Annotated in this window: 14 protein-coding genes; 12 read left to right on the forward strand and 2 right to left on the reverse strand. The window is 55.2% G+C overall.

Annotated features, from left to right (window positions below):
- Positions 1 to 89: 89 nt before the first annotated feature.
- From ABGA49_RS08595 to trpS, 12 genes are all read left to right on the forward strand, one after another.
- Positions 90 to 875 carry a DNA utilization protein HofM gene (locus ABGA49_RS08595; protein WP_088236870.1) on the forward strand — a complete coding sequence of 262 codons (786 nt, stop codon included), beginning with the start codon at positions 90 to 92 and terminating at the stop codon, positions 873 to 875.
- Positions 875 to 1,408, forward strand: coding sequence for a PilN domain-containing protein (locus ABGA49_RS08600; RefSeq protein WP_347665430.1), 534 nt, complete (start codon positions 875 to 877; stop codon positions 1,406 to 1,408). The genes ABGA49_RS08595 and ABGA49_RS08600 overlap by 1 nt, the downstream gene beginning before the upstream one ends.
- On the forward strand, positions 1,398 to 1,859 hold the full coding sequence (locus ABGA49_RS08605; protein ID WP_347665431.1) for a hypothetical protein: 462 nt from the start codon (positions 1,398 to 1,400) through the stop codon (positions 1,857 to 1,859). Before ABGA49_RS08600 ends, ABGA49_RS08605 begins: the two co-directional genes overlap by 11 nt.
- Complete coding sequence (locus tag ABGA49_RS08610) at positions 1,849 to 2,250, forward strand: HofP DNA utilization family protein (protein WP_071889837.1); 402 nt, start codon at positions 1,849 to 1,851, stop codon at positions 2,248 to 2,250. The genes ABGA49_RS08605 and ABGA49_RS08610 overlap by 11 nt, the downstream gene beginning before the upstream one ends.
- Positions 2,162 to 3,397 (forward strand): DNA uptake porin HofQ, encoded by a 1,236-nt coding sequence (gene hofQ, locus ABGA49_RS08615; protein WP_347665432.1) that lies wholly within the window; start codon positions 2,162 to 2,164, stop codon positions 3,395 to 3,397. The genes ABGA49_RS08610 and hofQ overlap by 89 nt, the downstream gene beginning before the upstream one ends.
- A gap of 290 nt (positions 3,398 to 3,687) precedes the next feature.
- Positions 3,688 to 4,209 (forward strand): shikimate kinase AroK, encoded by a 522-nt coding sequence (gene aroK, locus ABGA49_RS08620; protein WP_061492876.1) that lies wholly within the window; start codon positions 3,688 to 3,690, stop codon positions 4,207 to 4,209.
- 54 nt (positions 4,210 to 4,263) lie between these two features.
- The gene (gene aroB / locus ABGA49_RS08625; RefSeq protein ID WP_347665433.1) at positions 4,264 to 5,352 is read left to right on the forward strand and encodes a 3-dehydroquinate synthase; all 1,089 of its coding nucleotides are present in this window, start codon (positions 4,264 to 4,266) and stop codon (positions 5,350 to 5,352) included.
- Between the two features lie 91 nt (positions 5,353 to 5,443).
- Positions 5,444 to 6,724, forward strand: coding sequence for a cell division protein DamX (gene damX / locus ABGA49_RS08630; RefSeq protein WP_061492878.1), 1,281 nt, complete (start codon positions 5,444 to 5,446; stop codon positions 6,722 to 6,724).
- A gap of 66 nt (positions 6,725 to 6,790) precedes the next feature.
- On the forward strand, positions 6,791 to 7,612 hold the full coding sequence (gene dam, locus ABGA49_RS08635) for an adenine-specific DNA-methyltransferase (protein ID WP_061492879.1): 822 nt from the start codon (positions 6,791 to 6,793) through the stop codon (positions 7,610 to 7,612).
- A gap of 55 nt (positions 7,613 to 7,667) precedes the next feature.
- On the forward strand, positions 7,668 to 8,345 hold the full coding sequence (gene rpe, locus ABGA49_RS08640) for a ribulose-phosphate 3-epimerase (RefSeq protein WP_347665434.1): 678 nt from the start codon (positions 7,668 to 7,670) through the stop codon (positions 8,343 to 8,345).
- On the forward strand, positions 8,338 to 9,099 hold the full coding sequence (gene gph / locus ABGA49_RS08645; protein WP_061492881.1) for a phosphoglycolate phosphatase: 762 nt from the start codon (positions 8,338 to 8,340) through the stop codon (positions 9,097 to 9,099). The genes rpe and gph overlap by 8 nt, the downstream gene beginning before the upstream one ends.
- The gene (gene trpS, locus ABGA49_RS08650) at positions 9,092 to 10,096 is read left to right on the forward strand and encodes a tryptophan--tRNA ligase (RefSeq protein WP_061492882.1); all 1,005 of its coding nucleotides are present in this window, start codon (positions 9,092 to 9,094) and stop codon (positions 10,094 to 10,096) included. Before gph ends, trpS begins: the two co-directional genes overlap by 8 nt.
- Before the next feature lie 48 nt (positions 10,097 to 10,144).
- Here trpS and cysG read toward each other — a convergent pair whose 3' ends face one another.
- Both cysG and nirC read right to left on the reverse strand, forming a co-directional pair.
- Positions 10,145 to 11,509 carry a siroheme synthase CysG gene (gene cysG / locus ABGA49_RS08655; protein WP_347665435.1) on the reverse strand — a complete coding sequence of 455 codons (1,365 nt, stop codon included), beginning with the start codon at positions 11,507 to 11,509 and terminating at the stop codon, positions 10,145 to 10,147.
- A 17-nt stretch (positions 11,510 to 11,526) separates the two neighbouring features.
- Positions 11,527 to 12,336 (reverse strand): nitrite transporter NirC, encoded by an 810-nt coding sequence (nirC, locus tag ABGA49_RS08660; RefSeq protein WP_088236864.1) that lies wholly within the window; start codon positions 12,334 to 12,336, stop codon positions 11,527 to 11,529.
- Positions 12,337 to 12,399: the final 63 nt, after the last annotated feature.

Here is a 12,399-nt window from a genome sequence, read left to right on the forward strand (position 1 = left end):
AGTTTATAAACAACCGCGCGGTAGTATAAAGGCAAGCCTGATGCATTGATATAGCGTCATCCAGAGAGACGATAAGGAGATCGTAATTTATGGCATTCAGGCAATGGAAGATTGGTCTGCATATTCAACAAGATGGCATCTTCAGCGTCGCCATCGCCGCTGGCCGGCGCGGGCAGACGCTACGCCGTTGGTGGCATTTACCGCTGCCTCACGGCGTGATTGTGCAAGGGCGCATTAAATCCCCCGAACAGCTTTTGACTGTACTGCGCCCCTGGCGTCACGCGCTTCCGCAGCGGCACTGCGTACGTATGGCATTTCCAGCCGGGCAAACGTTGCAAAGAAAGTTGCCGCGACTGGCTATCTCACTGCGCGAACGGGAATTGTCCGGCTGGGTTTCGCATTCCGTTGCGCGGGAACTGGAAATGGTGGAAAGCGATCTCTGCTTCGACTTCACTGAAGACGAACCCGGAAATGTCTATGGCGTGACCGCCGCGCAAAATAAAGACGTCGCGGCATTACTGAGCCTGGGGCAGTCGCTCTCGTTGAATCTTTCCTTTATTACGCCCGATGCGGCCGCGCTACAACCGCTTTTACCCTGGCTTACTCCTCCTGTTCGCTGCCTCGCCTGGCGTGATGAACGACAATGGCTGTGGGCCACAAAAGAGAGCTGGGGGCGACGGGGTCTGGAAGAGGCTGACAGTGTCGCGCAATTGGCCACGCTGCTTGGGCTGACCACTGGCGAAATCGCGCTTTGCGGCGAGGCGGAAGGCGAATTCGATTGTTGGTCAGTTATTCCGTGGCGCCAGCCTCCGCTGCCCAAAGCCGGGGCCAGCTATGCCGTTGCGCTCGGGCTGGCGCTTGCCGGGAGGTGCTGATGTCGCAATTGGTCAACTTTTTACCCTGGCGACGGCGCAGGCGGCAGCGCATTGCGCGGCTATGGGCGGTAACCTTCACAAGCACGGTATTCCTGTTGGTCGCTGGCAGTATAGTCTGGCGCGTGAGTGTTGCTGCCGATCTTCGACAGGCGTCAATCTGGCGACAATCGGACGAAAACGTCCTGGCGGCGCTGGTCGCCGGAGAGAAGCCGCTGCTGCTCAGGCAACAACGATGGCAGCAGGCGCAAGCACGGGCGCAGCGGAGACAGCAGACGCGGGACTGGCAGCCAATGCTCTCTGCGCTGGCGGAAAATCTGCCGCAGGAAGCCTGGTTGACGCAGCTTCGCTGGCAGCAGGGGCGTTTGGAACTGTCGGGCCTGGCGAGAGTATTTGCCGCATTAAACGACCTTGAAACGATGCTGCGGGCTATCCCGGGGTTCCATCTACAGCCCTCGGGGACAACGGTGCGCGATGCACAAGGGCGATGGCAATTTCATTACCAATTGAGTAAGGAGCCTCTTCGTGCCCCTTAACGCTGATTTTTGGTTTGATTTGACGCCACGCTTGCGCTTTGCGTGCTGGCTTACTGGGGCCTGTTGCGGGCTAATGCTGGCGTGGTGGCTGGCGGTTTCCCCTTTAAAAGACAGGCAAGTGCAACTGCTCATTCAGCAGGAGACGCATGAAAGTGCGCTGCGTGCGCAGTGGCGTAAAGTACGCGATATCACGCCTCCGCAGCAAAGCGCTACCGAGGTCGCATCGTCTCCGTTTACTCCGCTGGATTTTCATACCCACGAACGACAGTTGGTCCGTTGGCAGCCTGCGCAAAATGGTGGGGAAATGGTGCTGCAAACACAGTGGTCGCGGGTTACCGGGACGTTCCTGATGTTGGCGCAGCGCGACATGCGGGTTCCGTCTTTCTCGCTGGTGACTGAGGGAAATGGGCTGCGCTTTACATTGGGGCTGGAGCATGATCATGACCGCTAAACGCCTGCTCTGCGCCGGAGGGCTTTGTTTGCTGCTTAGCGGAATGCGCGATCCCTTTCAGCCTCCTCGGGATACCTGCCTTGCGGGGCAGCTTGCAAGCTGGCGTGTTCATGGGGTGGTAGCGGGGGAGGAAAGCATCGGCATTTTACGTGATGACGGCGGGCGATGGCGCCGGGTCGTCGAGGGAGACAGGCTGCCAACCGGCTGGCGTGTTATTGCTGTCGACGAACATGGCATACGAATAGCCCTGGGAGAACACTGTGTGCCAGCAGAATGGCGCTGGAAACGAGAAGGAGATCAGGATGAAAAAATGGATAGTCAGCGCCGCGTGCTTCAGTTTGCCGATCGTCTGCGCACAAACACCGAATCCGGTGACGCTGACGGTGGATGACGCGCCCGTCGCGCAAGTGCTGCAGGCGCTGGTCGCACTGGAAAATCAAAATTTGGTGATCCCACCGGACGTTAACGGCACGTTGTCGTTGCATCTGGTGGATGTTCCCTGGCGGCAGGCGCTGCAAACTGTCGCCGCCAGTGCTGGACTCACGTTGAGCCAACAAGGGAATATTTGGCTGGCGCACACAGCGGCGCGGCAACAGCAACAGCAGGCGGAACGGGAGGCAGCGCAGGCAAAGCGTAAACAGAATGCCCCTGTCCTGAGCCGCAGCGTGGTGTTGCGCTATGCTGATGCCGGAGAGCTGGCAAAGGCCGGGGGAGCGATGCTGAGCCCGCAAGGGACAATCACAGTGGATACGCGCCTTAACCGTTTATTGGTGCGTGATAATAAAGAAGGGGTGACGGCGCTGGAAAAATGGGTGGCGCAAATGGACTTGCCGGTTGAGCAGGTTGAACTGGCGGCACATATCGTCACCATTAATGAAAAAAGCCTGCGCGAGCTGGGGGTGAAGTGGGGGTTAGCACAGGCGGAATCGACGGCACGTGGGCAGGTTGGCGCGCTGTCTGCCGATTTGTCTGTACCGGCGGCTTCGACCCGGGTGGGATTTAATATTGGCAGTATCAACGCCCGTTTGCTGGAGCTTGAACTGTCCGCGCTTGAACAAAAGCAGCAACTGGAGATCATTGCCAGTCCAAGGCTTCTGGCATCACATCGCCAGCCCGCCAGCATTAAGCAAGGTAGTGAAATCCCTTATCAGGTCTCCAGCGGCGAAAGCGGACGGACGTCAGTGGAATTTAAGGAGGCGGTGCTGGGTATGGACGTCACGCCCACGGTATTGCCTGATAAGCGTGTGCGCTTAAAGCTGCGCATTAGTCAGAATATGCCAGGCCAGATCCTGCAACAGGCCGGTGGTGAAACGATGGCGATTGATAAACAGGAAATTGAAACGCAGGTAGAGGTGAAAAGCGGTGATACGCTGGCGCTGGGCGGCATTTTCTCGCAAAAGCAGACCGCTGGCGAAAGCCGGATTCCCGGAGTCGGCACCATCCCAGGGTTCGGGCGGTTGTTTCGCCACGATGCAAAGGATAATGAACGACGCGAGTTGGTGGTGTTTATTACACCGCGACTGGCATCGGTACATTAATCCCACCGTTACCCCCCTTTTTCTACGGAACTTAGTTCAGGTGTTTGACGTGAGGGATGATTTAGCTTACAAGGAGTACCGATTTGAGCGTCAGTGGTCTCCGTCGCGCCTGAACAGGTATCCGCGCCCGACTGGTAATTTAATGTGTTGCCAAACAAGCCGGAGTACTGAGATAATTTTCGATCTGACTCTCGCACTATCGCATATGAGGTTTCAGTTCATGTCCTGCTACGCCAGGTGTCTGCGCAGCGGGTTTATCATCAACGAATAGTCTTAGTAGTACCAAAAAAATGGCAGAGAAACGCAATATCTTTCTGGTTGGGCCTATGGGTGCCGGCAAAAGCACTATTGGGCGCCAGTTAGCTCAACAACTCAATATGGAATTTTACGATTCTGATCAAGAGATTGAGAAACGCACCGGAGCTGATGTGGGCTGGGTCTTCGACGTTGAAGGTGAAGAAGGTTTCCGCGATCGCGAAGAAAAAATCATCAATGAGCTCACGGAAAAACAGGGCATTGTACTGGCAACCGGCGGCGGTTCTGTGAAATCTCGCGAAACCCGTAATCGTCTCTCCGCCCGTGGCGTAGTGGTCTATCTGGAAACCACTATCGAAAAGCAATTGGCTCGCACGCAACGTGACAAAAAACGCCCACTTCTGCAAGTGGACGCACCGCCGCGCGAAGTGCTGGAAGCGCTGGCCAACGAACGTAATCCGCTGTACGAAGAGATTGCGGACGTGACCATTCGTACCGACGATCAGAGCGCTAAAGTGGTCGCAAACCAGATTATTCATATGCTGGAAGGCAACTAATTCTGGCTTAATACAAGGCCTGCGGGTTTAAGCAACTAAGGTGGATGTCGCGTCATGGAGAGGATTACCGTCACTCTCGGGGAACGTAGTTACCCTATCACCATTGCGGCTGGTTTGTTTAACGATCCAGCTTCCTTCGCGCCGCTGAAGTCTGGTGATCAGGTTATGCTGGTCACCAACGAAACACTGGCTCCGCTCTATCTTGATAACGTTCGCCGTGTGCTTGAGCAGGCTGGGGTGAAGGTCGACAGTGTTATTTTGCCGGACGGCGAGCAATACAAAAGTCTGGCAGTAATGGATACGGTCTTCACCGCACTGTTGCAAAAACCTCATGGGCGCGACACCACGCTGATCGCGCTTGGCGGCGGGGTGATTGGTGATTTAACCGGCTTCGCGGCGGCAAGCTACCAGCGGGGCGTGCGTTTTATTCAGGTTCCGACCACGCTCCTCTCCCAGGTTGACTCCTCCGTTGGCGGTAAAACGGCGGTGAACCATCCCCTCGGTAAAAACATGATCGGTGCGTTCTATCAACCTGCATGTGTGGTGGTGGATCTCGATTGTCTGGATACCCTTCCTGCCCGCGAATTGTCCTCCGGTCTCGCAGAAGTGATCAAATACGGCATTATTCTTGATAGCGCGTTCTTTGAATGGCTTGAAGAGAATATGGACGCGTTATTGCGTCTTGATGGCCAGGCGATGGCGTACTGTATTCGTCGCTGTTGTGAACTGAAAGCAGAAGTCGTGGCTGCCGATGAGCGTGAAACGGGCCTGCGTGCTTTGCTAAATCTAGGTCATACCTTCGGTCATGCCATCGAAGCGGAAATGGGCTACGGCAACTGGTTGCATGGCGAAGCCGTTGCGGCTGGCATGGTGATGGCGGCACGTACATCAGAGCGCCTGGGGCAGTTCAGCAAGGCCGATACACAGCGTATTATCGCCCTGCTTGAACGCGCAGGATTGCCGGTGCACGGTCCTCGTGACATGTCTGCACAGGCCTACTTGCCGCATATGATGCGCGATAAAAAAGTGTTGGCGGGGGAGATGCGCCTGGTGCTCCCGTTGGCCATAGGGAAGAGTGAAGTGCGCGGCGGAGTGCCGCACGACGTAGTTCTGGCCGCTATTGCTGATTGCCAGCAAGCGTAACTAATTAGAAAGGTCTGGTCACGGGTAAGCCGTGACGTTTAACTTCGGGCGCTATGCAGGTCGTAGCATGCGCCTTTGAGTGGGGTGTTAAATGGATGAATTCAAACCAGAAGACGAGCTGAAACCCGATCCCAGCGATCGTCGTGCTGGTCGTTCTCGTCAATCTTCCGATCGCGTCGATGAGCCGCAGATTAACTTTGATGATGTTGATCTTGATACCGACGATCGTCGTCCTTCCCGTACCCGCCGGGCACGTGAAGAAGAGGGTTATGACGAGGATGAAGGCGCTCTGGACGAGGAGCGTGAAGAACGTCGTCCACGTAAGCGTAAAACGGCCGCTGCTGCAAGGCCTGCCTCCCGTCAGTACATGATGATGGGTGTGGGTATTCTGGTGCTGTTGCTGCTGATTATCGGCATCGGCTCTGCGCTGAAGTCTCCAGCGCCCTCCACGACCGAACAAGCCCCGACAGAGAAGAATATCGATCTCTCGGCAAATAATGGCAATGCGAGTGCGCCAGGCGCTGCCGAGCAGACTAACGGTGCTCAGCCAGCGCCAGGTGCTGCTTCTGCACCGCAGACTGCGGGTAACCCATCGCAGGATGTCTCTTTGCCGCCAATCTCATCAACCCCGTCGCAAGGCCAGACGTCAACTGCCCCTGAAGGTCAGCAGCGTGTCGAAGTGCAGGGCGATCTGAACAGCGCGCTGTCGCAGCCGCAAAATCAGTCGCAGATTGACAGCGCAGTAAACTCCACGCTGCCAACCGAACCGGCAACGGTTGCGCCGGTGCGTAATGGCAATGCCGCTGCCCGCCAACAGTCAACGGCAGAAAACCATACGGCTGCCTCGCGTCCTGAGCGCAAGCAAATGGTAATTGAGCCGAAACCGCAGGCGAAAGCTCCGGCGGTAACGGCAGAATCAAAACCGGTTGCTCAGCCGCCGAAACGCACTGAAACCGTGACAACTGCGCCGGTGAAAGCGCCGTCAGCAACGCCAGTTCAGCCGAAACCGGCAGCGACGGCTGCTGCGCCGGTTGTTACAGCGCCAGCGGCGAGCGCTGCGCCAGCCGCAAGCGGTGCAGCATCGACCGGTAATGTCGCTGCACTGAAAGCAGCGCCAGGTAGCCACTATACGTTGCAGTTGAGCAGTTCTTCGAACTCCACCAACCTGAATGCGTGGGCGAAGAAAGAAAATCTGAAAAACTTCGTTGTTTATCAGACCACGCGTAATGGTCAGCCGTGGTATGTGCTGGTGAGCGGTGTGTATGCCTCAAAAGATGATGCAAAACGCGCGGTTGCTGCACTGCCAGCAGATGTCCAGGCGAAGAACCCATGGGCGAAACCACTGCATCAGGTTCAGGCCGATCTGAAGTAATGTTTAAAGCGCAGATGCTGTCGGAGCTTTCTCCACAGCCGGAGAGAGTATAAGCAATCAGTCAGCATGAAAAAAAATCGCGCTTTTTTGAAATGGGCGGGGGGGAAGTACCCCCTGCTGGACGATATCGAAAGGCATCTGCCACAAGGCGAATGCCTTATCGAGCCGTTCGTCGGCGCGGGGTCGGTGTTCCTCAACACGTCGTTCTCTCGCTATATCCTCGCTGATATCAACAGCGATTTGATTAGCCTCTACAACATTGTTAAAGACCGTGCTGATGAGTATGTGCATCATGCGCGGGAACTGTTCACGCCAGAAACCAATCAGTCTGTGGTTTACTATCCGCTGCGCGATGAGTTTAATGCCTGCCAGGATGCGTTCCGACGAGCAGTGCTGTTTTTGTATCTCAACCGTCATGGCTACAATGGTCTTTGCCGTTATAACCTGCGTGGCGAATTTAACGTGCCGTTCGGACGTTATAAAAAACCCTATTTCCCGGAAGCAGAGTTGTATCACTTTGCAGAAAAAGCGCAGAATGCCTTCTTTTACTGCGAATCTTACGCCGACAGCATGGCGCGCGCCGACGAGAACTCCGTAGTGTATTGCGATCCTCCCTATGCGCCGCTCTCCGCTACCGCTAATTTTACGGCGTATCACACAAACAGTTTCAATCTGGAGCAGCAGGCGCATCTGGCGGCGATTGCCGAAAGCCTGGTGCAGAACCGGATCCCGGTATTAATTTCCAACCACGATACAGCGCTCACGCGCGAGTGGTACCGTCAGGCAAAATTGCATGTGGTGAAAGTGCGACGCAGTATTAGCAGTAACGGCGGCACACGTAAAAAGGTGGATGAATTGCTGGCGCTTTACCGCCCGGCAACCCGGTAACCTGCTTTCACCGCGCCGCCAGCCTGCCGACTTATCAATTTTCAAGGAGATGCGGATGAAACAGTATTTAATTGCCCCTTCGATTCTGTCGGCTGATTTTGCCCGCCTGGGTGAAGACACCGCCAATGCACTGGCTGCCGGGGCGGATGTCGTTCATTTCGACGTGATGGATAATCACTACGTCCCGAACCTGACGATTGGTCCGATGGTGCTGAAAGCGCTGCGCAACTATGGCATAACCGCGCCAATTGACGTGCATCTGATGGTGAAACCGGTCGATCGTCTGGTTCCTGACTTTGCCGCCGCTGGCGCCAGCATTATTACCTTTCATCCTGAAGCGTCTGAGCACGTTGACCGCACGTTGCAGCTTATTAAAGAGCATGGCTGTAAAGCCGGGCTGGTGTTTAACCCGGCCACGCCGCTGAGCTACCTTGATTATGTGATGGATAAGCTGGATGTGATTTTGCTTATGTCCGTTAACCCGGGCTTTGGCGGTCAGTCTTTTATTCCGCACACGCTGGACAAATTGCGTGAAGTCCGCCGTCGCATTGACGCGTCCGGATTTGATATTCGTCTGGAAGTCGACGGCGGTGTGAAGGTGAACAATATTGGCGAAATTGCCGCCGCGGGGGCGGACATGTTCGTCGCGGGGTCGGCGATTTTCGACCAACCGGATTACAAAAAAGTTATTGATGAAATGCGTAGCGAACTGGCAAAGGTAAGTCATGAGTAAAATGCAGTCAATTCGGGGTATTGCTTTTGATTTGGATGGCACGCTGGTAGACAGCGCACCGGGTCTGACCGCTGCCGTAGACAGCGCATTATACGCGCTGGAGTTGCCGCAGGCCGGAGAGGCACGCGTGGTGACCTGGATTGGTAACGGCGCCGATGTACTGATGGAGCGCGCGTTTAACTGGTCACGCCAGGAGCGTGCTATCCAGCGCGCTGCACAAGGTAAACCGGATGTTGATACCGGCGATGTGCCGCAGGAAGAACAGGTTCGTATGCTGCGAAAACTGTTTAACCGTTACTACGAAGAGACGGTGGAAGAGGGCAGTTTTCTGTTCCCGGATGTCGCAGATACGCTGGCGGCGTTACAGGCTAAAGGTTTGCCTCTGGCGCTGGTTACCAACAAGCCGACGCCGTTTGTCGCACCGTTACTTGAAGCACTCGGTATTGCACAGTACTTCACCTTTGTGGTGGGTGGCGACGACGTCGTGAACAAAAAGCCGCATCCGGAACCGTTGCTTCTGGTATGTAAAAAGCTCAATATTCAGACTCATGAGTTGCTTTTCGTCGGCGACTCGCGTAATGACATTCTCGCCGCTCAGGCGGCAGGCAGCACCTCTGTGGGGCTGACTTACGGTTACAACTACGGCGAAGACATCACCTTAAGCAAACCAGACTTCGTGTTTGAAAGCTTAAAAGATTTACTGCCCGCACTCGGGCTCCCGCACAGTGAAAATCAGGAAACGAAAAATGACTAAGCCCATCGTTTTTAGCGGCGCACAGCCCTCCGGTGAATTAACCATTGGCAACTATATGGGTGCGCTGCGTCAGTGGGTGAACATGCAGGATGACTATCACTGTATCTACTGCATCGTTGACCAGCATGCCATCACCGTGCGCCAGGATCCGCAGGCGCTGCGCAAGGCCACGCTGGATACTCTCGCACTCTACCTGGCCTGTGGTATCGATCCGCAGAAGAGCACCATTTTCGTTCAGTCCCACGTTCCTGAACATGCCCAGTTGGGCTGGGCGCTGAACTGCTACACCTATTTCGGCGAACTGAGCCGTATGACTCAGTTCAAAGATAAATCTGCACGCTATGCAGAAAACATTAACGCCGGTCTGTTTGACTATCCGGTACTGATGGCGGCGGACATTCTGTTGTATCAGACGAACCAGGTGCCAGTGGGTGAAGATCAGAAACAGCATCTGGAACTGAGCCGCGATATTGCACAGCGTTTTAACGCCATTTATGGCGATATCTTTAAGGTACCGGAGCCGTTTATTCCGAAATCTGGCGCGCGTGTGATGTCGCTGCTGGAGCCGACCAAAAAGATGTCCAAGTCGGACGATAACCGCAACAACGTTATTGGCCTGCTGGAAGATCCAAAATCAGTCGTGAAGAAAATCAAACGTGCGGTTACCGACTCCGATGAGCCGCCGGTAGTGCGTTACGACATTGCCAACAAAGCGGGTGTCTCTAACTTGCTGGATATTCTCTCTGCGGTGACGGGCCAGAGTATTCCTGAGCTGGAACAACACTTCGAAGGCAAAATGTACGGTCACCTTAAGGGTGAAGTCGCGGATGCGGTATCCGGCATGCTGACCGAGTTGCAGGAGCGTTACCACCGTTATCGCAATGACGAAGCTTTCTTGCAGCAGGTGATGAAAGACGGAGCGGAGAAAGCCAGCGCCCGTGCGTCTGAAACGCTGAAAAAAGTCTACGAAGCGATTGGTTTTGTGGCAAAACCGTAATCGCGGACGAAATAAAAGGGCAGGTTTAACCTGCCCTTTTTTCTGTCTTTAAAACCACTTCAGCTTATCGCGTAGCGCCACCACGCGGCCAACAATGATCAGCGCCGGGCTTTCTACCTGCAGTGCCAGCTCACCGAGTTGCGACAAACGTCCGTTGACCACACGCTGTTGTACCGAGGTGCCGTTTTCCACCAGTGCCACCGGCATATCTTCCTGCATGCCATGTGCAATCAGCTGTGCCTGAATAGTGGCAGCCTGATTGAGGCCCATATAGAACACCAGTGTCTGCTTTTCTGCTGCCAGATTGGCCCAGTCCAGCTCTCCCCCGGTTTTCAAATGCCCGGTAACCAGCCTGACGCTTTGCGCATAATCGCGGTGGGTTAACGGAATGCCGGAATAGGCGGAACACCCCGAGGCTGCCGTAATGCCTGGTACAACCGAGAAAGGAATGCCCGCATGGCACAGGGTTTCCAGCTCTTCACCGCCGCGCCCGAAGATAAACGGATCGCCGCCTTTCAGTCGCACGACGCGTTTACCATTTTGCGCCTCACGCAGCAGGATCTGGTTGATCTCCGCCTGCGGTACGCAGTGGTAACCTGCACGCTTACCGACAAACACACGATCGGCATCGCGGCGCACCAGTTTCATAATGTCGTCGGAGACCAGTCGATCATATACCACCACATCCGCCTGCTGGATTTGCTGCAAACCTTTCAGGGTCAGCAACCCGGCATCACCAGGGCCAGCACCCACCAGCACCACTTCGCCACGGCTATCCAGCGGCTCCGCCAGCAGTTGCTCAGTGATGTTATTGACGGCTGGCATGTCCTGGTTAGCCAGCGATTGCGCGAGTCTGTCGTTAACGAACAATTTTTCCCAGAAACGGCGGCGTTCGCTAACGGTGGCAAAATGTTGCTTCACCCGGCTGCGTAGCTTTCCGGCGAACCGCGCCACCTGCCCGAGATGTTGTGGCAGCAACGACTCCAGTTTCTCACGCAGCAAACGTGCCAGCACCGGCGACGTACCACCGGAGGAAACGGCCACCATCAGCGGCGAGCGGTCGATAATTGACGGCATAATAAAGCTCGCCTGCGTGGGGGCATCCACCACGTTACAGAAAATGCGGCGGGCTTCTGCGGCATCGCTGACGCGTTGATTCACTGCCTCATTGTCGGTGGCGGCAATGGCCAACCAGCACGCATCCAGTAGCGTTTCGGTGAATTCTCCTTCCACCAACGTCAGCATGCCTTCCTCTGCCCAGACGGTGAACTGGGGAACAAAAGAGAGAGCATTGACGGTAAGTCGTGCACCCGCGTCCATTAACAGCCGGGCTTTACGTTCGGCAACATCACCGCCGCCGACAAGCAGGCAGTGGCGATCGCGTAGCTGGCAAAAAATTGGTAAGTGATCCACGACATTACCCCGATAAATTAGTTATCTGCTATTGGCTGGCTTTTCACGGTATTGACCGCAGATGGGCGCTCTGATTTTGGCGTAGCATACCAGTAACCCAGCCCCATAAATACGGCTCCGGAGAAAGTATTGCCCAGCGTTACCCACAGCAGGTTATGGCCAATGCCAGAGAGGGTATATGCATCGCTATGATGACCAAACCAGGAGAGCGCAAACAGGGTCATATTGGCAACGGAGTGCTCGTAGCCGGAAGCAATAAATGCCAGCAGACACCACCAGATAGCGATAAATTTTGCCGCCCCTTCGGTGCGGATCGCCATCCAGATCGCCAGGCAGACCAGCCAGTTGCACAGCGCGCCTTTAAAGAACAGCACCGAGGCGGGCGCGTTGGTTTTTGCCAGCGCAACGGTGTGCAAAATAGAGGTATCCACCGGTAGCAGGCCGCCGCCGCCCCAGCTGTACAGCAGTGCAACAAAAACGGAACCCAGCAGGTTACCCAGCCAGGTTTGCGGCAAAATGGTCCACATCTGAGTGTGGCTAATGCTGCCTGCTTTAACGCCCAACGTCAGAAACATGGTGTGGCCGGTAAACAGTTCAGAGCCAGCGATGATCACCAGCGTTAATGCAAGACCAAACGTTGCCCCCATTACCAGCGGGCGGACCGAGGGATCGAGCAGATTGCCGAGTGTGAAAATCAAAATAATGGCAAGCCCAACGTAAGCGCCTGCCATCGCGGAACTCACCCAAAAACCCAGTGGATTTAGTGAAGCGAGGCGTGCAATGCGCGCAGCGTTAGCCGCGCACTTATTAATTGTGTCGGTAAACATCGTGTTGATTATCCAAAGTTAAAAAGAAAAGTTTAAAAATCAAAAAGTAACGGCGGGAGCATT

It is taken from the genome of Kosakonia sp. WA-90, assembly GCF_039871955.1.
Classification (GTDB): Bacteria; Pseudomonadota; Gammaproteobacteria; order Enterobacterales; family Enterobacteriaceae; genus Kosakonia; species Kosakonia oryzendophytica.

Coding starts and splice junctions, on each gene's coding strand:
- dam (WP_061492879.1), top strand. CDS start 6,791: ATGAAAAAAAATCGCGCTTTTTTGAAATGGGCGGGGGGGAAGTACCCC.
- gph (WP_061492881.1), top strand. CDS start 8,338: ATGAGTAAAATGCAGTCAATTCGGGGTATTGCTTTTGATTTGGATGGC.
- aroK (WP_061492876.1), top strand. CDS start 3,688: ATGGCAGAGAAACGCAATATCTTTCTGGTTGGGCCTATGGGTGCCGGC.
- aroB (WP_347665433.1), top strand. CDS start 4,264: ATGGAGAGGATTACCGTCACTCTCGGGGAACGTAGTTACCCTATCACC.
- ABGA49_RS08595 (WP_088236870.1), top strand. CDS start 90: ATGGCATTCAGGCAATGGAAGATTGGTCTGCATATTCAACAAGATGGC.
- ABGA49_RS08600 (WP_347665430.1), top strand. CDS start 875: ATGTCGCAATTGGTCAACTTTTTACCCTGGCGACGGCGCAGGCGGCAG.
- trpS (WP_061492882.1), top strand. CDS start 9,092: ATGACTAAGCCCATCGTTTTTAGCGGCGCACAGCCCTCCGGTGAATTA.
- nirC (WP_088236864.1), bottom strand. CDS start 12,336: ATGTTTACCGACACAATTAATAAGTGCGCGGCTAACGCTGCGCGCATT.
- ABGA49_RS08610 (WP_071889837.1), top strand. CDS start 1,849: ATGACCGCTAAACGCCTGCTCTGCGCCGGAGGGCTTTGTTTGCTGCTT.
- hofQ (WP_347665432.1), top strand. CDS start 2,162: ATGAAAAAATGGATAGTCAGCGCCGCGTGCTTCAGTTTGCCGATCGTC.
- damX (WP_061492878.1), top strand. CDS start 5,444: ATGGATGAATTCAAACCAGAAGACGAGCTGAAACCCGATCCCAGCGAT.
- rpe (WP_347665434.1), top strand. CDS start 7,668: ATGAAACAGTATTTAATTGCCCCTTCGATTCTGTCGGCTGATTTTGCC.